The organism is Seramator thermalis, from assembly GCF_004138125.1.
In the GTDB taxonomy this organism is placed as follows: Bacteria; Bacteroidota; Bacteroidia; order Bacteroidales; family Dysgonomonadaceae; genus Seramator; species Seramator thermalis.
Map to the genome: position 1 here is coordinate 58,803 of NZ_RXHS01000005.1, position 21,708 is coordinate 80,510.

Sequence of the window (21,708 nt, forward strand, 5' to 3'; positions counted from 1 at the left end):
TGAAAAAAATCAATGAGCTTCGAGCCAATTTTTGCCGTATCCAAAGTCGGTTTTGAGCGGAACAATCAGTTTGCAGGCATGTTCCATCTCTTCTACCACGATTTTTCGTACGGTATCGAGCTCTTCTTCCACTACGTTAAAGTCGAGTTCATCGTGTACTTGCAGAATCATTTTCGACTTCAGTTTTTCCTTTGCAAAGCGGTCGTGTATCTTTATCATGGCCACTTTGATGATGTCGGCCGCACTTCCCTGTATAGGTGCGTTTATTGCATTGCGTTCGGCAAAACCCCTCACATTTGCATTTCGCGAGTTGATGTCGGGCAAATATCGTTTTCGACCGAAAATGGTTTCTACGTATCCTTTTGTGCGTGCAGTGGCGATACTTTTGTCCATGTAACGCTTAACGTCGGGAAAGGTTTCGAAATATTCGTCGATCAATTGTTTGGCTTCCGAGCGCGAAATCGAAAGTCGTTCGGACAATCCGAATGGTGTGATGCCATAGATAATGCCGAAATTTGCCGTTTTGGCTTTGCGGCGCATGTCTGCCGTAACCTCTTCGATGGGAACGTGATAGATTTTGGATGCTGTGGCTGCGTGAATGTCCTGGTCGTGCAAGAAAGCTTCAACCATGTTTTTGTCGGCACTCAAGTGTGCCATGATGCGCAGTTCGATTTGCGAATAATCCGATGATGCGAATACACATCCTTCGTCCGGAATAAACACTTTTCGCATTTCTTTTCCGCGCTCGTCCCGTACGGGAATATTTTGCAAATTCGGATTTGTACTGCTCAATCGGCCTGTGGCTGCAACGGTTTGATTGAATGAAGTATGAATTTTTCCGCTTCGCGGATTTATCAGTTGAGGGAATGCGTCGATATAGGTGCTGAGCAATTTTTTAATGCCTCGCTGTTCGAGAATTTTGTCGATGATAGGATGTTTCCCTCGCAGTTTTTCGAGTTCTTCTTCGTTTGTGCTGTACTGACCGGTTTTTGTTTTCTTTGGTTTTTCCACTATTTTCATACGGTCGAACAGTATTTCGCCGATTTGTTTCGGAGAATTGACGTTAAAATCGATTCCTGCCATTTGCACGATTTCATGTTCTATTGTCGAAAGTTCTTCGGTTAGTTGCTTCGACAATTCTTCGAGGGCCTTCAAGTCGAGGCGAACGCCTGTCCATTCCATGTCGGCCAGCACGTAAATCAGCGGACATTCAACTTCGTAGAGAAGTTTATCGAGGTTGTTTTCGTGAATTTTCTTCTCGAGAACGTTTTTTAGTTTCAACGTTATGTCGGCGTCTTCCGCAGCATATTCGCAAACAATTTGTGGATCGATGTCGCGCATGTTGAGCTGGTTTTTTCCCTTTGGTCCGATAAGCTCGTCGATATGAATTGTTTTATACTTCAAAAATGTTTCTGCCATGTAATCCATGCCGTGTCTCAATTCCGGATTAAGGAGGTAGTGAGCGATCATCGTGTCGAACAGTTTCCCTTTTACTTCAATGCCGTAATTTCGGAGTTCAAGCATATCGTATTTGAGGTTTTGTCCGACTTTTTCAATGTTTTCGTTTTCGAAAAACGGTTTGAAGAAATTCACCTGTCTTTGCGCTTCTTCGCGGTTCGATGAAATGGGAATATAAAAGGCTTCGCCTTCGTCGAATGCAAAAGACATTCCTACTAGTTCGGCCAATAATGGATCGGTGCCGGTGGTTTCGGTGTCGAAACATACCGATGGTTGAGCGCATAGTTTGCGATTTAGTTCTTCCAATTTCTCGTCACCTTCTATCAATACGTATGAATGTGGTGTGGAATGTATATCGGTGAAATCTTTTGGCAGATCGAATAGCGAAGGCCGGGGCGCAATTTCTTCGAGTGGTTCGTCAAACAAATTGCCTTGCATGGGTTGCTGTGGTTTGGATGTCTGTTTTTCCATATTTGTTTGCGGATTCAGAATTCTGTTTGTCAATGTTCTGAACTCCAACTCGTCAAAAATTTCTCTTAATGCCGCCTCGTCAATTTGCTGACGTTTTAAGTTGTCCGTCTCGATTTTTAGTGGGACGTCGGTTTTGATGGTTGCAAGGAATTTTGAAAAAAGTATTTGATCTTTATTTTCTTCAACTTTCTCCTTTATCGAGCCTTTCAACTGTTTTGTGTTTTGCAGTAAATTTTCAATACTGCCAAATTCCGTAAGCAGTTTATCTGCGGTTTTTGGCCCTACGCCGGGGCAACCGGGTATATTATCGGATGCATCGCCCATTAATCCCAACAAATCAATCATTTGTTGAGGATTCTTCAGGTTATATTTTTCCAATACTTTTTCGTAGTCTAAAATCTCGAAATCGTTGCTTCCGTATTTGGGCTTGTAAATGAAAATATGATCGTCCACCAGTTGAGCATAATCTTTGTCAGGAGTCATCATATAGACATCGAAGTTACTTTTGTCCACTTGTTTTGCAATAGTCCCGATCACGTCGTCGGCTTCGTATCCTTCCACTTCGAGGATTGGAATGCGATAGGCCTCCAGAATTTTTTTTATGACAGGTATGGCTGTTTTGATATCTTCAGGGGTAGCTTCCCGTTGTGCTTTGTAGGATTCGAATTGTGTATGTCTGAAAGTTGGTCCTGCAGGGTCGAAAGCTACCGCAATGTGTGTCGGATTTTCCTTTCGGAGCACTTCTTCCAATGTATTCACAAATCCGAAAATTGCTGATGTGTTTACACCCTTCGAGGTCATTCGCGGATTTTTGATGAAAGCGTAATAGGATCTGTAAATCAGCGCATAAGCATCAAGTAGAAAAAGCTTATTTTTTGTCATAAATATCTTTAATATTCGAGTTAATCTGCGTAAAGTTACAAATATTTGTTGCTTTAAGCAGAAATATTTCTACTTTTGTACGGAAGAATAGGTTTTATGGATTTCAGTCAGGTTATTAAAGACGCTCTCCGTCTGGAATTGATTCGTTTCGAAATTGCTCTTAGAAAATCTGTTGAAAATGATAATCGTTGGATTTCGGCTATCATTAATCATGTTCTATCAGCCGAAGGCAAGCGAATACGTCCAATGTTGGTTTTTCTCACAGCTAAATCGTGCGGGGGCGTCACTCCGGCAACTTATTATGGTGCAGTTACTATCGAGTTATTGCATACTGCCTCTCTTATTCATGATGATATTCTTGACGAATCCTCCATCCGTCGCGGACAACCTTCTGTCAATGCGGTTTTTGGTAACCATCAAGCGGTGTTGAGTGGTGATTATCTGCTATCTACTGCACTTCGCGAGAGTGTTAAGACCGGGAATCTCGAAATTGTTGATATTATTTCTCATCTTGGTCAAAATCTCACAGAAGGAGAACTCAGTCAGTTTGCCATTGCTAATGAAGCAATTATTGACGAGGACGAATATTTCAACGTTATCGACAAAAAAACCGCTTCGCTTCTTGCTGCATGTGCCAAAGTAGGAGCTTTGACCTCCGGCGCCGATCGTGATACTGTGAATAATTTCGAAAGATTTGGACGAATTCTTGGCATTACATTTCAGTTGAAAGATGATATTTTCGATTATTACAGTCAAGATGTTGGCAAGCCTACCGGCAGTGATATTAAAGAAGGAAAAATTACCCTGCCTCTCATCTTTGCGCTGCAAAATGCACCTCGTTCCGATGCTGACGAGATGCTCGAGATAATTCGTTCTCGAACTTATTCTGATGCCAATGTTGCTACACTTTTGCAGTTTGCAAAAACACACGGTGGAATAGATTATACCAATCAAAAGATAGATGCTCTACTCGCTGAGGCCGATTCCATTTTGGAATCGTTAAGTTTGAACGAAGATTATCGACCGCTCTTGCAACTTTTGTTCAAGTATTTAAAAGAGAGAAGTTACTGATTACAATTGCTTTTAAAGAATAAAAAAAAGCACCACCCTTCAAGATGGCGCTTTCCCGCTTTATTACGTTTTCCTATTTGCGGGGCTAAAAGCTGTTATTGAATTTCGATGCGTTTAGCCTTTGTAACGTTTTCATCTTCTTTCTTGACAGGTATCTCTACCATCAAAACACCGTTTTCAACTTTCGCATTTATTTTGTCTTTCTCCGCATTTTCAGGGAGAATCATCGTTCTTTGGAATTGTGTGTAAGAGAATTCGCGTCTCAGGTATTTACCTTTTTTGTCTTTTTCTTCACTTTCGTTTTTCTTTTCGAAACTGATGATCAAGTTGTTGTCATCATCCACCATCACATTGCAATCTTCCTTCGTCATTCCCGGAGCAGCGACCTCTACCACAAATCCATTTTCTTCTTCACGAATGTTGATTGCAGGTACCGACCTATTGCTCGTCAGCCATTCGTTACCGAAGAAATCGTTGAATACACTCGGTACTAAATCGTTGAATACGCTCGGTAACCAATTGGTTGTTCTTTTTACCAGTGCCATAGTTGTGCCCTCCTTTCTTATTTTTTATTTTTCAACTTTCACTATCAAACAAGCAAATGGCATGCCAATCCATTTTCGTAAAGTTTACCTATTTGAAAATGACAAAATGTCATAAAATATCAAATTAATAGGTTGTTATTGGCCAAAGCTATGTCAAAATGTATGATTATTGGAGAAAATCACAACTCTTTGCTAAAAGTGGCTGTGAACGTCGAGTGCAAAAATCGATTCAATTAGTCCTCAATTGCTTTCAATAATGTATTTGCCAATCGGCTTGTGCCTATTCTGAAAAGGTCTTTGTTGCACCATTCGTTACCCAATATTTCTTTCACAATTGTGTAATATTTTACGGCATCTTCAACTGACGAAACACCTCCGGCAACTTTGAATCCGATTTTCGTCTTCGTTTTGTCGTAATACGATTTTATGGCGTGGCACATCACGTACGCAGCTTCAAGTGTTGCTCCTTCATAAATTTTTCCGGTTGATGTTTTGATGAAATCAGCTCCCGAATACATCGCCAGAATGGCTGCATTGTGAATGTTTGTGGCAGTTTTAAGTGCTCCGGTTTCGAGAATTACTTTTAGTTTTGCTTCGTGGCAGGCAAACTTCACTTCTTCGATTTCTTCGCACATCTCTTCATATTCTTCTCCGAAAAAGAGGCCCAAATTAATGACAATGTCAATTTCGTCGGCGCCATCCATGACGGCAAGTGCCGTTTCGGCAATTTTTGTTTCGGTAAAAGTCTGCGAGGTAGGAAATCCTCCTGAAACACATGCGATTTGCACATCTGCAGTCAGCGCTTCTCTTACCGTTTTGGCGAAATTGGGATACACGCAGATGGCCGCAACATTATCTATTTCGGGGTTTGTTCCTTCGAAATCGTTCACTTGCTGAACCATCTTCCAGATATGTTCGCGAGTATCTGTACCATTCAGCGATGTGAGATCGATGCATGAGTATAGAAGTTTATACACCTGTTTGTTGTTGTTTTCTGCATACTTTTCGTTAATCAGTTCGGCAACCTTGCTTTTAACCTGTTCGTCGGACAAATCGAATGAATGCGTGCGAAGCACGTCGGTATAACTTTTGATATCCATTTTTTTCGTAAAATTACAGTTTGGTGATTGTGATTGTATATTTTATTCTTTATTGTCTGAATTCAGTTTCTTGTTTTGTTTGTGGCGTTCGGCATCTCTGTTTGTTTTCTTTTCGATATTGTTTGCAAATGCCTGTTCCAAATCTACGCCGGTTTGATTGGCAAGGCAAATCAAAACCCACAGCACGTCGGCCATTTCATCGGCTAAATCATATTTTTTGTCCGATTCTTTGAAAGATTGTTCTCCGTAGGTACGTGCGATAATGCGCGCAAGTTCACCAACTTCCTCGGTAAGTATGGCCATGTTTGTCAATTCGCTGAAATAGCGAACGCCGTAGGTCTTGATCCATTTGTCAACCTGAAGTTGAGCTTCTTCCAGTGTCATTGTCTTTATTTTTCTTTTGAGTCTATCCAAATGGTAACGGGCCCGTCATTAACGAGCGAAACTTGCATGTCGGCACCAAATTCACCGGTTTTCACGTCCTGTTGCAATATTTGGCTCATCGATGAGCAAAATTCTTCGTAGATCGGGATGGCAAAATCCGGTTTGGATGCCCGTATGTATGATGGCCGATTCCCTTTTCGAGTGTCTGCAAACAGGGTGAATTGCGAAACGACCAACACTTCACCTCCTGTTTGGAGTATCGATTGATTCATGATACCTTTTTCGTCGTCGAATATTCTGAGATTTGCTGCTTTTCTGCAAATATACTGAATATCTTCACGATTATCGGCATCTTCTATACCAATGAAGATCAACATTCCTTCTCCTATGCTGCTTTTTTCGTTTCCGCCGATATGCACGGATGCAGATAATACTCGCTGAATGAGTGCCCGCATGATTATGATTGATTTTTGAAGTGATCGATTACAATTTTTCCTTTTGATTCACCCACTACTTCGATGATTTCTTTTTCGTCAGCTTCTTTCAATCGTTTGATGCTTTTGAAATGTGTCAACAATTTTTTTCTCGTCTCCGTTCCCACGCCTTTGATATTGTCGAATTCTGAAGTCAATTGCGATTTGCTTCTTTTTTGTCGATGAAAGGTAATACCGAATCGATGAGCTTCGTCTCGAAGTTGTTGAATGAGTTTTAAGGTTTCCGAATTTTTGTCGAGGTAGAGTGGGATAGGGTCTTCGGGAAAATAAATTTCCTCCAATCGCTTTGCTATGCCGATTACGGCAATTTTGCCGTATAATCCAATTTTCTGAAGCGAATCTACTGCAGCGTGAAGTTGGCCTTTACCGCCGTCAATTACAATGAGTTGTGGCAGTGGAGAGCCCTCGTTAAGTGCGCGAGAATAGCGTCTTTCCACAATCTCTCGCATCGATGCGAAATCGTCGGGTCCTACAACGGTTTTCACATTAAAATGTCGGTAGTCTTTTTTCGAAGGTTTTGCTTTTTTAAACACGACGCACGAAGCAACTGGATTTGTCCCTTGAATATTTGAATTGTCGAAGCATTCGATATGCCAGGGAATTTCTTTCAGATGCAAATCTTTTTGGACGGTTGTCAGAATTCTTGTGGCACGTTGGTCGGGATTCAGCATTTCTGCTTTTTTCAACTTATCGAGTTTGTATTGTTTGACATTTTTGTCCGAAAGTTCCAGCAGTTTCTTTTTATCGCCACGTTGAGGAATCGTGAATTCTACATTTGTGAGCGTGAGATCGGGCAGAAAAGGGACGATGATTTCTTTGGATTCGCTCCCAAATCGTTGGCGCATTTCCACAATGCCAAGGCTTAACAATTCCTCTCTCGTTTCATCTAATTTTTTTCGGTATTCAAATGTATATGCTTGCACTACGGCTCCATTAACAACATGCAGGTAATTAATGTAAGCCGAATTTTCGTCGTCGTCGTATCCAAAAACATCTAAGTTGTAATTTAAATTGCTGACAACCTGCGATTTTTCTCTGAAATTCTGTATCAACAAATATTTTTCTTTCAAGGCCTGTGCCTCTTCAAATCGAAGTTCTTCTGCGTATTGCTGCATTTTCGATTGAAGTTGTTTTTCTACAATGCCGACATTCCCTTTTAAAATTTCAACAATTTCCTCGATGTTTTTATTGTAATCTTCGAGTGATTGATATCCTTCGCACGGACCTTGACAACGTTTGATGTGATATTCCAGACATACTTTAAACTTCCCGGCAGCTATGTTTTCGGGGGTAAGATTCAACCTGCAGGTTCTCACATGATACACTTTTCGGAAAATATCAATCAGTGCGTTGACGGACATCACCGATGTATATGGCCCGAAATATTTGGATCCGTCCTTGACAATATTTCTTGTTTTGTAAACCCTTGGAAAATATTCGTTTTTAACCACGATTGAAGGGTAAGTTTTGTCATCCTTCAGCATCACATTATATCGCGGTTTCAGTTGCTTGATAAGGTTGTTTTCGAGCAAAAACGACTCTTCTTCGCTATTGACGACAATATATTTTATCTGACGAATATTTTTGACCAGAACTCTCGTTTTGGGGTTATCCTGAAATTTGTTGAAATAAGAAGATACGCGACGTTTTAAGTCTTTTGCTTTTCCCACATAGATAACTTTGCCTTTTTCGTCGAGAAATTGGTAACATCCGGGACTGTGAGGAATTATTTTGAGCGTATTTTCTATTTCAGAATTCACTGCAAATTTTTTTCAGATTTTAAACTTCAATATTGTATCTATATCTACATCATGATTGAATAATGCACGACCGTTCAACTCTTCCAATTCGATCAGAAAATTGATATATATTTTTTTTACGCCCAATTTTTTCACGAGTTGGTATGCTGCAGCCATTGTACCTCCTGTAGCCAACAAATCGTCGTGAATGAGAACGACATCTTCCGGGACAAGTGCATCCTCATGAATTTGAATCACATCATCGCCATATTCTTTCGAATATTTTTCTTCGATTGTCTTATAAGGAAGTTTCCCGGGTTTTCGGATCGGAACAAACCCTGCATGCAGTCTGATTGCAGTTGCGGGTCCCATAAAGAAACCGCGAGACTCTATTCCAACCACTTTGGTGATGCCTTTATCTTTGTATCGTTCATAAAGAATATCCGATAATTCCTGCAGATGATCTGCATTTTGAAATAGGGTGGTTATGTCCTTAAATTGTATCCCCTCAATCGGAAAGTCGGGAATATTACGCACTGCTTCTGTAAGTTTTTCTATACTCATTATTTTTGTTTATTAGTAATGTTCCACGTGAAACATTTTGTGTCTATCTTCCTAATAATATAAGCAATACCGAAATGTCGTTTGGCGAAACGCCGGGAATTCTGCTCGCCTGTGCGATGGTTTCGGGGTTAATTTTGGTGAGTTTCTGTCGTGCTTCGGTGGACAAAGACTGAATTTCGTTGTAGTTGAATTTATCTTTGATCCGAATATCTTCGAGTCGCGATATTTTGTCTGCCATTAATTTTTCGCGTTTGATATAACCGTCATATTTTATCTTTATGTTTGCCGATTCTACGATTTCGTCGCGGCGATTCGGAATTTGTTCAACCTGTGCTTTCAATGGAGCGATTTCTTCAGTTAACGTTTCAATATCGATGTGTGGCCGCGAAAGCAGTTCGATGAGTTTTACGCCACGTTTCAGAGGCGCTGTGCCGATTCTTTCCAGAAACGGATTGATGCGATCGGCTTTGACCGAGAAATTTGAGATAAAATCGATGAGTTTGGCAATTTCAGCTTCCTTCTCATCCAAGAGTTGGATCCGATCGTGCTTAGCCAATCCAATTTCGAAGCCTTTGCGCGTTAGTCGTTCATCGGCATTGTCCTGACGAAGCAAAATTCTGTATTCGGCTCTCGATGTGAACATTCGATAGGGCTCGTCCACGCCTTTTGTTATTAAATCATCTATCAGCACACCAATATAGGCTTCGTCGCGGTGCAATACGAAAGGATTGCCTCCGTGACAATTGATATGGGCGTTGATTCCGGCTATCAGTCCTTGTCCTGCGGCTTCTTCATAGCCGGTTGTTCCGTTGATTTGCCCTGCAAAAAACAGATTCTTTATGTGTTTCGTCTCGAGCGTTGCATAAAGTTGGGTCGGATCGAAAAAATCGTATTCGATGGCATATCCGGGCCGGAAAATATGAACATTGCGAAATGCCGGTATGCGTTGCAAAGCGTTTAGTTGGGTTTGCAAGGGTAGGGAAGATGAAAAACCGTTCAGATAATATTCGTTGGTATGTTCACCTTCCGGCTCTAAAAAAAGTTGATGGCTCGTTTTTTGCGAAAATGTAACGATTTTTGTTTCGATACTCGGACAATAGCGAGGCCCGATGCTTTTGATTTGTCCGTTATAAAGGGGTGAATCGCTTAGACCTTCTCTCAACGCTTCATGCACGTATTCCGAAGTATTGGCAATCCAACAGCTGCGCTGGATGAGCTGTCGTTGAACATGGGGAAGATAAGAGAATTTGTGAAAATCGTCATCTCCCTTTTGTTCTTCCAAAAGGGAAAAATCGACGCTTCGTCCGTCGATGCGAACCGGCGTTCCCGTTTTCATACGATCGGCTTTGAATCCTGCATCTCGAAGCTGCTCGGACAATCCGAAAGAGGCCGGCTCTGCAACTCTGCCGCCACTTATTTGTACTTTTCCGATATGCATCAATCCGTTCAAAAATGTTCCGTTGGTCAAAACAACGGCTTTGGCTGTGAATTCGACTTGCATTTTAGTCTTTACACCCGCAACCGAACCGTTTTTCAACAGAAGTTCCGTTACGGTATCTTGCCACATATACAGATTGGGCGTATTTTCGATGATCTCGCGCCAGGTGGCGATAAACTTCATTCGGTCGCTTTGCACCCGTGGACTCCACATAGCCGGACCTTTCGAACGATTTAACATCCGAAATTGTATTGCCGTTCGGTCACTCACTATTCCCATTTGGCCTCCTAACGCGTCTATTTCGCGCACAATTTGCCCTTTGGCAATTCCACCTACTGCCGGATTGCAGCTCATTTGGGCAATTTTGTTCATATCCATGGTGATGAGCAGCGTTTTCGAACCCATGTTGGCTGCTGCAACCGCAGCTTCACAACCGGCATGACCTGCTCCCACCACAATTATATCGTAATTAAAATTCATCTGCGATTTTATGTAAGCTTGCAAAGATACTAAAAAAGAAAATTTGGCAGTAAAACTTTATGTTAATGGAGGATAACAATGCATCGCTCAAGGTATTTTACCAAAATATGAAGATACCCAATAAATGATTGATGCCGGATACCCTTGAAGATTGCACCCGAAATGGTCTTTAATCGATGAATCCCGCATATAACAAGCCGATCAACAAAAGCCATCTTTCGAATATTTTGATTCAATTATCTGTAAAAAATGAGATTCCGGCAATTTCTTTTTCCTGAAGATTCTCGGATGGGATTATGATTTCGGCTTAGTTATTTCGATCTGATTGATAGAGCTTTATCTTCTGCTTTTCGCATTTTTTTGCTATCTGCTTCAGATTTGTCCTTCAAACCACAGAGATGCAATATGCCATGAATGATGACGCGATGCAATTCATCATCGAAATTTGTTCCGTATTTTTCGGCATTTGAACGCACAGTGTCGATGCCGATAAAAATATCGCCCGATATGCGATCGCCTTCCGAATAATCAAACGTGATAATATCCGTGTAGAAATCGTGATGAAGATAGGTCTGATTGATTTCCAAAATTTTTGCGTCATCGCAAAAAATGTAGGAAATATCACCGGCCTTTTTTCCGTACTCTTCAGCTATAACCTTTATCCAGTTAGAAGTTGCGCGTTTTTTTATATTGGGTAGAGCCACATTTTCGGCTTGAAAAGTGATAGCCATGTTCGAATGATTTTATTGATTATTTTCGATGTAAATTATCCAAAGAAAAGATACGCCACAAAAATAGCGGCAATTACGCCGGCCAAATCGGCTAAAAGGGCATAGGGAACCGTATAGCGCGTATTTTTTATGTTCACGGCGCCATAATATACCGCCACGATGTAAAAAGTAGTATCGGTGGCCCCTTGCAATACTCCCGATAAACGACCGGCAAACGAGTCGGCACCGAAGGTTTTCATGGCGTCGATCATCATACCACGAGCGCCGCTCCCGCTGAGCGGTTTCATCAGTGCTGTAGGCATCCCGTCCACCCAGCGAGTATCTATTCCGGTGAAGGCAACAACGTTGCGAAGGCCTTCCATCAAAAAGTCCATTGCCCCCGAAGCGCGAAACACCCCAATTCCCACCAAAATGGCAATCAGATAGGGAATGATGGCGACTGCGGTTTTGAAGCCGTCTTTTGCTCCATCGATGAAGGCATCGAATATATTTATTTTTCTCTTCATAGCTTTCACGATGAAGGCGATGATAATGCTCAGAAGAATAATGTTGGCAATCAGGCTCGAAACAATGCTGATTTGTTGTTGAGGCATCGTCCGGAAAGCAAAAATTGTGGCGACAATGATGGCTGTCATTACTCCGAAGAATCCTAAAATAGTTTTGTCGAAAACGTTGATTTTTTGCTTCATGCACACGGCCAGCACGCCAACCAGCGTGGCTGCGAAGGTGGCAATCATAATCGGAATAAAAACATCGGCCGGATTGGAGGCTCCCATCTGCGCCCGATAAACCATGATGGTTACCGGAATGAGCGTAAGACCTGAGGCATTCATCACCAAAAACATAATCATCGGATTCGAAGCTTCTTCCTTGTTGGGATTGATTTCCTGCAATTCGCTCATGGCTTTCAATCCGAAGGGGGTTGCAGCATTGTCGAGGCCGAGCATATTGGCCGAAACGTTCATGAGAATGGATGCTGAAGCAGGATGCCCTTTGGGAATATCGGGGAAAAGTTTCGAAAACAGCGGGGCAGCGGCTCGGGCAAAAAGTTCAACCATTCCGCCGCGTTCACCGATTTTCATCATGCCAAGCCATAACGAAAGTACGCCCGTGAGCCCTAAGGAAATTTCGAAACCGGTTTTAGCCGAATCGTAGGTCGAATTCATGATTTCGGTAAAGATAGTGACATCACCAAAAAAAATCAATCGCACAAGTGCGACCACAAAAGCTATCAGAAAAAATGCAATCCAGATGTAATTCAGAACCATAAGCGATGTTTTCGACGATTATTTTTCAGTGCTGGGCTGAAACCGGTTGTACGAATTTGTTGCTCAAAGATAGTGCTTTCGGTGGAATAATATGTATCTTCGCTGCTTCAAATTCCTTAATTTATGGCATGGAAGGACTATTTGTATTTTCGGCAGGGCCAAAAGATTGCGGTTGTGATATTGCTGGGACTTATTTTGACGGCTTTGATCATCAATGGCGTAATATCTGCACGTAAACGGCAGGAAGTTGTTGTCATTCAGAACGATTCACTCCAAAGAGAATTCGAAGCTTTCGAGAAATCGTTGCTGGAAAAAGAAGAGAATATCGATTCGGGATATCGTCGGAGATATTACGCTTCATCTGACGAAAGGAGATATCCCGATCGGCAAAGCGAATATGAATCCAAGAATCGTGAAACAGGTTATACCCCTTTCCCAAAAGCAGAAAAGTTGGCCGAAGGCCAAACCATTTCGTTAAACGAAACGGATACGGCGCAATGGAAAAAAATTCCCGGAATAGGGAGTGCTTTTGCTTCGCGCATCGTAAAATATCGGAATCGATTGGGCGGTTTCACCTCCGTGAATCAGTTGAAAGAAGTGTATGGCATCGATGCCGAATTGTATTCGAAAATCAGCCCTTATATCAAACCTGACGGGAATTATTCGAAAATAAATGTCAATAAGTTGGAATTTAAGCAACTGCTCAGCCATCCTTATCTGAATTACAAACAAGTGAAAGCAATTGTCGGTTTGCGTGACAGAAAAGGCAAGATTGCTTCGATCAACGAATTGTCGATGCTCGACGAATTTACTACAGCCGATATCGAGCGATTGACGCCCTACCTCGAATTTGAATAAATGAGTGGAAAACTGAATCGCTCGAATAGCAATTCTTCCCTGTTTGTTCTATGGATGTAACCTATAGCATACATGGAGTTGCATGGGAGTTGCCATGGAGTTGCCTCGGAGCTATAGCATAGCAAGGCTATAGATAAATGGAGAGTAACATGGACGAAAAAGCCATGTTTTATTTTCTGAGCGCCTTGATATTTTCTTTCAACAATTCGATTTTGCTTTGGGCATCTGTCAATTTTTTGCGTTCATTTTCAACAATTTCCGGTTTGGCATTTTGAATAAAACGTTCGTTGCTCAATTTTTTCTGAACCGATTGTAAAAAGCCTTCCTGATAAGTGAGTTCGGCTTCGAGCTTTTTCAATTCGGCTTCCACGTCGATTTTTTCGGCCAGAGGTATCGAAAATTCGGTGGTTCCGACCATAAAGCCAATGCCGCCTGCGCTCTTTTCATCTACCCTGTCGATAGCCGAAAGATTTGCCATTTTCAGGATAATGCTGTCGTAGGCGTGGTTGTAATCACCAATCACTTGCAGCGTCAGCACTTCCTTGTTCGGAATGTTTTTTTCCAGCCGCACGGTGCGAATACCCGCGATAATTTCCTTCGTCGATTCGAAATCGGCAAGCAATCGGTTATCAATGCTTCGGGCACGAGGTTGCAACGCCGTCATGATACTTTCGCCCGGTTGACGTTCTTCGAGTGCCTGCCACAATTCTTCCGTGATGAAAGGCATAAACGGATGAAGCAGTCGCAGCAAGGCATCGAAAAATTGCAGGGTCGATTGATAAGTTTGGCTATCGATGGGTTGTTGATAGGCGGGTTTGATAATTTCGAGATACCACGACGAAAACTCATCCCAAAAAAGTTTGTACACCATCATCAGGGCTTCCGAAAGGCGGTATTTCGAAAACAAATCGTCCACTTCGGCAATGGTTCCCGAAAGTTTCGACTCGAACCATTCGATGGCAATTTTCGACGATTCCGGCTGTTCGATTTCGGCCGTCTGCCATCCTTTGACCAGCCGAAAGGCATTCCAAATCTTATTGTTGAAGTTACGTCCCTGTTCGCATAGCGCTTCGTCGAAAAGCAGATCGTTTCCGGCAGCGGACGACAGCAGCATGCCCATGCGCACACCATCGGCACCATATTTGTTCATCAATTCAATCGGATCGGGCGAGTTGCCCAATTGCTTGGACATTTTGCGACCGAGTTTGTCGCGAACGATTCCGGTAAAATATACATTGCGGAAGCAAGGTTGCTTGCGATATTCGTATCCGGCCATGATCATGCGGGCAACCCAAAAGAAGATGATATCCGGACCCGTTACCAAATCGTCTGTTGGATAATAGTAGTTGATATCTTTGTTGTCGGGATGATTGATGCCGTCGAACACCGAAATAGGCCACAACCACGACGAAAACCAGGTATCGAGCACGTCTTCGTCCTGTTTCAGATCGTCGATCGTAATCGGATAATCTACCTGTTTTTTTGCCTTTTCGTAGGCTTCCTCTTTTGTCATAGCCACCACGTACCCGCCTTTGGGCAGAAAATAAGCCGGAATGCGGTGTCCCCACCACAATTGGCGACTGATGCACCAGTCTTTCACATTCTCCATCCAGTGGCGATAGGTGTTTTTGTATTTATCGGGATAGAATTTGATCGTATCATTTTCTACTGCTTCCAAGGCCGGTTTGGCAAGTTGATCCATTTTCAGAAACCACTGCATCGACAGTTTGGGCTCGATCACTTCGTTGGTGCGTTCCGAAAAGCCGACCTTGTTGGTATAGGGTTCTGTTTTTTCGAGCAGACCGGCTTCCTGCAGATCTTTTTCGATTTTTTTGCGCACTTCAAAGCGATCCATGCCCGTGTAAGGAGCTCCGTTTTCGTTGAGCGTGCCGTCGGGATTGAAAATATCGATGGAAGGCAGACGATGTTTTTCGCCCAGCATATAGTCGTTGATATCGTGTGCGGGAGTTACTTTAAGGCAACCCGTACCGAAATCGATATCGACATATTCGTCTTCGATCACCGGAATTACGCGATTGATGATCGGCACGATTACTTTTTTGCCTTTCAGGCGGGCGTTTTTCGGATCGTCGGGATGGATGCACATGGCCGTATCCCCCATGATGGTTTCCGGACGAGTAGTTGCAACCACGGCATAGTCATCTTCACCTTCCACGCGGTAGCGGAGGTAATATAATTTTCCGTTTACTTCCTTGTGAATGACTTCCTCGTCGGATAGGGCGGTCAGCGCTTTCGGATCCCAATTCACCATGCGAACGCCCCGATAGATCAATCCTTTATCGAAAAGGTCGCAAAAAACGCGCAGCACGCTCTCGGAACGTATTTCGTCCATCGTGAATGAGGTTCGGTCCCAGTCGCACGATGCGCCCAGTTTTTTAAGCTGTTCGAGTATGATTCCGCCGTGTTCGTGAGTCCAATCCCAGGCATGACGAAGAAATTCGTCGCGTGAGAGGTCGTTTTTCTTGATGCCTTGCGATGCAAGTCGCGCCACCACCTTCGCTTCGGTAGCGATGGAGGCATGGTCGGTTCCGGGAACCCAGCAAGCATTTTTGCCCTGCATGCGTGCACGTCGCACAAGTACATCCTGAATCGTGTTGTTGAGCATGTGCCCCATGTGCAATACGCCGGTAACGTTTGGTGGCGGAATGACAATCGTATAGGGTTCACGTTCATCGGGTTCGGAATGGAATAAACGGTTTTCCATCCAATATTTGTACCACTTGTCTTCTACTTCTGCAGGGTTGTATTTGCTTGCAATTTCCATAAATCGTTAAGATTGAAGTGCAAAAGTACAAAAAAAAGACAAGCAGACAAGTGAAAATCAGTTGTAACGATGTCTTGAAGGTTTGTTTCGAAAGGTAACGACAGATGAAAAGGAAGCGGAAATATTGATATTTATTCGGGATAAAAGGGACTTTGTCGCGAAGAATTGCAATTCGGCGTGGATGCCTCGTATGTCTTTTTTCGCTCAAAAATAGAGTTAATATACTAAAACAACAATCAATATTTATTTAATATCACATTCTTTTCAATTCGTAAATATATTCACGTTCATTTACATTTCGACATAGTTGTTAATCTGAAACGGCTGTTTTATATCGATTTTTACACTTTTTAACGCGACGAGTAGGTTTTGTGTCATAACATTGGTCACTTTCCATTTTGACGAGTGACCTTTGTGTTCACACAAAACGTACTTTCCTGAATGCGGAATGGCATTTGTGAACCCAAAATGGTCGCTTTTCACTTTGACGACCGACCTTTTACGATTTACATGACCCACTCCGTTAACAAATTATGGGATGTTTCTCCATTTTTGATAACTATTTTTAAGGTGGAGTGACTTTTGTGCAGACACAAAACCCGTTCCTCGCGGCGACGAGTGAGTTTTGTCTGCAAACAAAGGTCGTTCCTTTTAACGTCGAACAACCTTTTTCGGGTGAAAAAGGTCGTTCCGCATTTTGCGACGTGAGTTGTTTCGATAGTAAAAGGTCGTTCAGCGCAATGCGAAGTGGGCAATTCGGCAAAAACAGGTCACTCCGCATCCTGCGGACGGGGTGTTTTACCGGTAAAAAGTCGCTCCTCATAGCGGAAAGTAGGTTTTGTGTCTGCACAAAAGCCGTTCCTCGTGATAACAAGTCGTAATTTTCAGCGGAAAATTATCGTTCCTTTAACAGTCCGGTAACCTTTTCGAATAGCGATTGGTCGTTCCGCAAAATGGGAATCCCATCATGTGGCAGTGAAATGGTCGTTCGGCAAAATGACGAGTGGGGTTTTCGGTGTGGCGAATTGACAAATCCCAAAACGGAAAGGGAAAATTTATTTTTGATAGTGTGCCTCTTTTAGGTCGAAATCCGCATTTCGGTTTTTGTCCTCAAGCTTTTGCTTCCATCACTCTGCATACAGCAGATAGGGTTTGCGTTGCTGCTTGAATCGAATCACATCATTCTGCCATTTTGCCTTGATTTCCCGGGCCGATTTTCCGGCAATGATGTCGCGACGAATGTAATCGACACCCACAAGTTTTTCGAAAAAAGGAGTAAAAAATCGTTCGCCCATTTGAAGATTTTGGTAGGCATCGATGAGGTAGGAAAGGTCGAATCCTCGATCGCGAATCGTCGAAAATGGGATGTTCCGCAGATCAACTCCGCAACAGCGCTGATTGAGCAACGGCGGATTTTTTGCGCCCGGCATGCTTTGGGGCGTGAAACAAAAAGTGGAGCCTTTATACCTCGGATGCCCGTAAACCTGAAACGGGAATGGGGTGCCGCGACCAAGACTCACGACGGTGCCTTCGAACAGACAAACCGAAGGATAGAGATAAATCGATTGCATGTTAGGAAGATTGGGCGATGGCGCTATGGGCAATTCGTACAACGTTTGATGGGTATAGTTTTCGCACGGAATGACGGTCAGGTCGCACTTGCGTTTTTCGGGCAGCCAACCTTCACCGTTGATCATTAAGGCCAATTCGCCCGGCGTCATGCCGTGAACGATCGGAATCGGCAGCCAGCCGACACCCGATTTGTGTTTCATATCGAGGATGGGTCCGTCCACATAAAATCCGTTGGGATTGGGACGGTCGAGCACAATCATTTTCTTTCCCGTTTCGGCGCAGGCATCCATCATGCGGGCCATGCTGATGTAATAGGTATAAAATCGCAAGCCGACATCCTGCAAATCGAAGACGAGGACGTCGAACTGTTTCATTTGCTCGGGCGAAGGCTTTCCGCCCGCATTTCCGTAAAGCGACCAGATTGGAATTCCGGTTTTTTCGTCGATGGAATTATTGACATGTTCGCCGGCATCGGCATTGCCCCGAAATCCGTGTTCGGGTGAGAAAATCCCTACAATATTTATACCGTTTCTCACTAATGCATCCACCAAATGTTCGTTCCCAACGATGCCGGTTTGATTGGAAAGAACGACCACCTTTTTCCCTTCGATAAGCGGCAAATAGCAATCGGTGCGTTCGGCGCCAACTTTCACGGGAGGAATTTGTGCAAACACGGATAGCGTTGCAAGAAATGAGACGAAGAGGAAAAATGGTTTCATTTCAATCTTCGATTTGAGTTTTCGAATATTTCTGTTGCTGATGCAGCATTTCGAATTCTTCTTCGATAGAAGCCAATTCTTTGCGAATTTCCTGGAGACGGGCAACGGCTTCGACACGTTTTTCTTCGTCGTCCTTTTTCGATTTCAAAGTCTGTCGGGCGCCTTCTATGGTCATTCCCTTTTCTTTTACCAAATGATACACGATCTCGATTTGCTGAATATCCTCTTTGGTATATTGTCGTGTGCCTCCGGCTGTTTTTTTTGGGCGGATGTTTTCGAATTCTTTTTCCCAATAGCGGAGCAGCGATACATTCACGGCAAAATGGTCTGCCACTTCCTGTATGGAGTAGTAGAGCCGTTTATCGCTGAATTGGATGAGTTTTCTTCGTTTTGCCATGACGGGATGGAGCAATTTGTATTTTAGAGGTTTGTAATCATGCAAAAATAAACTTTTTGCCGTAACTTTGCAAACCAAATTTCAGACCAATAAGTGATAGAATTTATGATGACTTCGAAAGAGATACGTCAATCGTTTAAAGATTTTTTTGCATCCAAAGGACATCAAATCGTCCCATCGGCTCCGATGGTTATCAAGGGCGATCCTACGCTCATGTTTACCAACGCCGGAATGAATCAGTTTAAAGATATTATTTTGGGAAATGTTCCTGCAAAATATCGGCGCGTGGCCGATTCACAAAAATGCCTTCGCGTAAGCGGTAAGCACAACGATTTGGAAGAAGTAGGGCACGACACCTATCACCACACCATGTTCGAGATGCTGGGCAACTGGTCGTTTGGCGACTATTTCAAGAAGGAAGCCATCGAATGGGCTTGGGAATATCTGACCGAAACGCTCAAACTCGATAAAAACCGACTCTATGTAACGGTTTTCGAAGGAAGTGCCGAAGAAAATCTTTCGCGCGACGATGAGGCCGCGTCCTATTGGGCTAAATTTCTTCCTTCGGAAAGAATCATCGACGGCAACAAAAAAGATAATTTTTGGGAAATGGGCGATACAGGTCCGTGTGGTCCCTGCTCCGAAATTCATATCGATATCCGTTCGGATGAAGAACGATCGAAAACGGACGGGCTTTCGCTGGTCAACAAAAGCCACCCGCACGTGATCGAAATATGGAACCTTGTTTTCATGCAATACAACCGCAAAGCCGATGGTTCGCTCGAACCGCTTCCGGCGAAAGTGATCGATACCGGTATGGGATTCGAACGTTTGTGCATGGCCGTGCAGGGAAAAACATCGAACTACGACACCGATATTTTTCAACCGATTATTCGCAAAGTTTCCGACCTTTCGGGATTCAATTATGGGAATGATCCCAAAAAGGATGTGGCCATGCGCGTGGTGGCCGATCATGTGCGTACGATCGCTTTTTCGATTACCGACGGGCAATTACCATCCAATACTAAAGCCGGATACGTTATTCGCCGCATATTGCGTCGGGCGGTACGTTACGGTTACACGTTTCTCGATTTGAAGGACGCTTTCATGTACAAACTCGTGCCGACGCTCATTGATGTGATGGGCGACGCCTATCCCGAATTGATTGCGCAGCAAACGCTTATCGAAAAAGTGATGAAGGAAGAAGAAGATTCTTTCTTGCGAACACTCGATACAGGAATCCGCTTGTTGGACAAAAAAATTTCGGAACTCAAGGCTGCAGGAAATAATATCCTGGAGGGCGAGATTGCCTTTCAACTTTATGACACGTATGGTTTTCCGCTCGATCTGACGGAGCTGATTCTCCGCGAACACAATATGACGGTCGATACTGAAGGATTTGACGTGGAGATGCAGAAGCAAAAGGAAAGGGCGCGCAACGCCGCTGTCGTCGAAACAGGCGACTGGGTGAAGATTCACGATGGCGAGCCCGTTTTCACCGGTTATGATGAGGTGGAGAGCCGAACGCAAATACTTCGTTATCGCTCGGTGAAGCAAAAGAATAAGAATTATTATCAAATTGTCCTCTCGCGATCGCCATTCTATGCCGAAATGGGAGGTCAGGTAGGCGACAGCGGTTGGTTGATTTCTCCTGAAGGCGAAAAAGTAGAAATTTTCGACACGAAGCGCGAAAATAATCTTGCGATACACTTGGCCGAAAAACTGCCATCCGATCTTTATGAAACGTTCACGGCCAAAATCGATGAAAAAAAGCGCACCGCCACCGAATGCAATCACACGGCAACGCACCTGTTGCACGAATCGCTTCGCGAGGTGTTGGGTACGCATGTCGAACAGCGCGGCTCGTATGTTTCGCCCGATGTGTTACGCTTCGATTTCTCCCATTTTCAAAAAATGACTCCCGACGAAATTCGGAGAACCGAACAGTTGGTTACGGCAAAAATCCGTAGCGATTTTCATCTCGAAGAGAATCGCGAAGTGCCTGTAGAAGAAGCGAAAAGATCCGGCGCGATGGCGCTGTTCGGCGAAAAATATGGAGACAAGGTTCGTACCGTCAGGTTTGGAACTTCTCTCGAGCTTTGTGGCGGTACGCACATTTCGTCAACCGGCCGCATCGGAACGTTTCGGATTGTGAGCGAATCGGCTATCGCTGCCGGTGTTCGCCGCATCGAAGCCGTTACGGCGGAAAATTGCGAAAACTATCTCTATCGGCAGGAGGATTTGATTAAATCGATTCAGCAAATCTACAATAATGCGCCCAATTTGATTGCGTCCATCAAAAAGTCGTTGGATGAAAACAGCGAATTGAAAAATAGAATCGAACAGTTTGTTCATGAGAAGGCCGAAAACATCAAACGACAAATATTGGAAGAGCCAAAAATCATAAACGGGATCACGGTTTATTGTTTGCAGGGGGGGTATCCGTCGGATATGGTGCGTGAAGTAGCTTTTGCACTTCGTCGCGAACCCGGCGACAAAAAAGCTTTTGTGGCTGCAACTTATGACAACGGAAAACCCCAATTGCTGGTAATGTTATCGGACGATTTGGTAGATAAAGGGTTCGATGCCTCTAAGATGGTCAGAGAAGCAGCTTCATTTATACAGGGCGGCGGCGGCGGTCAAAAGAATTTCGCTTCCGCAGGAGGAAAAACCGTGGACGGATTGAATGCAGCGTTTGAAGCTGTTTTAAAGCATTTTCGGTAACGGACGAACTTAATACAATATTTAAGCC

General features: G+C 43.5%; 16 protein-coding genes. 3 read left to right on the forward strand and 13 right to left on the reverse strand.

The genetic code is table 11. From position 1 onward, the window contains the following. Nucleotides 1-9 precede the first annotated feature (9 nt). Nucleotides 10-2,811: a DNA polymerase I gene (gene polA / locus EJN84_RS05550; RefSeq protein ID WP_129594485.1), complete on the reverse strand. Its 2,802-nt coding sequence runs from the start codon at nt 2,809-2,811 to the stop codon at nt 10-12. Nucleotides 2,812-2,907: 96 nt separating this feature from the next. Here polA and EJN84_RS05555 point away from each other — a divergent pair, with 96 nt between their 5' ends. Beyond that, nucleotides 2,908-3,882 (forward strand): polyprenyl synthetase family protein, encoded by a 975-nt coding sequence (locus EJN84_RS05555; protein WP_129594486.1) that lies wholly within the window; start codon nt 2,908-2,910, stop codon nt 3,880-3,882. Between the two features lie 95 nt (nt 3,883-3,977). Here EJN84_RS05555 and EJN84_RS05560 read toward each other — a convergent pair whose 3' ends face one another. The 9 genes from EJN84_RS05560 to EJN84_RS05600 all read right to left on the reverse strand — a co-directional run bounded on the left by EJN84_RS05560 (nt 3,978) and on the right by EJN84_RS05600 (nt 12,625). Further along, nucleotides 3,978-4,427, reverse strand: coding sequence for an Hsp20/alpha crystallin family protein (locus EJN84_RS05560; RefSeq protein WP_129594487.1), 450 nt, complete (start codon nt 4,425-4,427; stop codon nt 3,978-3,980). A gap of 233 nt (nt 4,428-4,660) precedes the next feature. Then, nucleotides 4,661-5,527 (reverse strand): deoxyribose-phosphate aldolase, encoded by an 867-nt coding sequence (gene deoC, locus EJN84_RS05565; protein ID WP_129594488.1) that lies wholly within the window; start codon nt 5,525-5,527, stop codon nt 4,661-4,663. A 42-nt stretch (nt 5,528-5,569) separates the two neighbouring features. Next, on the reverse strand, nt 5,570-5,911 hold the full coding sequence (locus EJN84_RS05570) for a nucleotide pyrophosphohydrolase (protein ID WP_129594489.1): 342 nt from the start codon (nt 5,909-5,911) through the stop codon (nt 5,570-5,572). A 5-nt stretch (nt 5,912-5,916) separates the two neighbouring features. Then, entirely contained in the window at nt 5,917-6,366 is a 450-nt protein-coding gene (gene dtd, locus EJN84_RS05575) for a D-aminoacyl-tRNA deacylase (protein WP_129594490.1), read from the reverse strand. Between the two features lie 2 nt (nt 6,367-6,368). Further along, nucleotides 6,369-8,165, reverse strand: a complete 1,797-nt coding sequence (gene uvrC / locus EJN84_RS05580; protein WP_129594491.1) for an excinuclease ABC subunit UvrC — start codon at nt 8,163-8,165, stop codon at nt 6,369-6,371. 12 nt (nt 8,166-8,177) lie between these two features. Next, nucleotides 8,178-8,708, reverse strand: a complete 531-nt coding sequence (locus EJN84_RS05585) for an adenine phosphoribosyltransferase (RefSeq protein ID WP_129594492.1) — start codon at nt 8,706-8,708, stop codon at nt 8,178-8,180. Between the two features lie 43 nt (nt 8,709-8,751). After that, nucleotides 8,752-10,626, reverse strand: a complete 1,875-nt coding sequence (gene mnmG, locus EJN84_RS05590; protein ID WP_129594493.1) for a tRNA uridine-5-carboxymethylaminomethyl(34) synthesis enzyme MnmG — start codon at nt 10,624-10,626, stop codon at nt 8,752-8,754. Between the two features lie 311 nt (nt 10,627-10,937). Next, the gene (gene ybeY, locus EJN84_RS05595; protein WP_129594494.1) at nt 10,938-11,357 is read right to left on the reverse strand and encodes an rRNA maturation RNase YbeY; all 420 of its coding nucleotides are present in this window, start codon (nt 11,355-11,357) and stop codon (nt 10,938-10,940) included. 35 nt (nt 11,358-11,392) lie between these two features. After that, complete coding sequence (locus tag EJN84_RS05600; protein ID WP_129594495.1) at nt 11,393-12,625, reverse strand: nucleoside recognition domain-containing protein; 1,233 nt, start codon at nt 12,623-12,625, stop codon at nt 11,393-11,395. A gap of 123 nt (nt 12,626-12,748) precedes the next feature. On the opposite strand from EJN84_RS05600, the gene EJN84_RS05605 reads away from it, so the two are divergent. After that, nucleotides 12,749-13,483 (forward strand): helix-hairpin-helix domain-containing protein, encoded by a 735-nt coding sequence (locus EJN84_RS05605; RefSeq protein ID WP_129594496.1) that lies wholly within the window; start codon nt 12,749-12,751, stop codon nt 13,481-13,483. Between the two features lie 169 nt (nt 13,484-13,652). Here EJN84_RS05605 and EJN84_RS05610 read toward each other — a convergent pair whose 3' ends face one another. The 3 genes from EJN84_RS05610 to EJN84_RS05620 all read right to left on the reverse strand — a co-directional run bounded on the left by EJN84_RS05610 (nt 13,653) and on the right by EJN84_RS05620 (nt 18,956). Beyond that, nucleotides 13,653-16,268: a valine--tRNA ligase gene (locus EJN84_RS05610; RefSeq protein WP_129594497.1), complete on the reverse strand. Its 2,616-nt coding sequence runs from the start codon at nt 16,266-16,268 to the stop codon at nt 13,653-13,655. A gap of 1,127 nt (nt 16,269-17,395) precedes the next feature. Further along, nucleotides 17,396-18,559, reverse strand: coding sequence for an exo-beta-N-acetylmuramidase NamZ family protein (locus EJN84_RS05615; protein ID WP_129594498.1), 1,164 nt, complete (start codon nt 18,557-18,559; stop codon nt 17,396-17,398). Between the two features lies 1 nt (nt 18,560). Further along, nucleotides 18,561-18,956, reverse strand: coding sequence for a MerR family transcriptional regulator (locus EJN84_RS05620; protein WP_129594499.1), 396 nt, complete (start codon nt 18,954-18,956; stop codon nt 18,561-18,563). 105 nt (nt 18,957-19,061) lie between these two features. On the opposite strand from EJN84_RS05620, the gene alaS reads away from it, so the two are divergent. Beyond that, nucleotides 19,062-21,680 (forward strand): alanine--tRNA ligase, encoded by a 2,619-nt coding sequence (alaS, locus tag EJN84_RS05625; RefSeq protein WP_129594500.1) that lies wholly within the window; start codon nt 19,062-19,064, stop codon nt 21,678-21,680. Nucleotides 21,681-21,708: the final 28 nt, after the last annotated feature.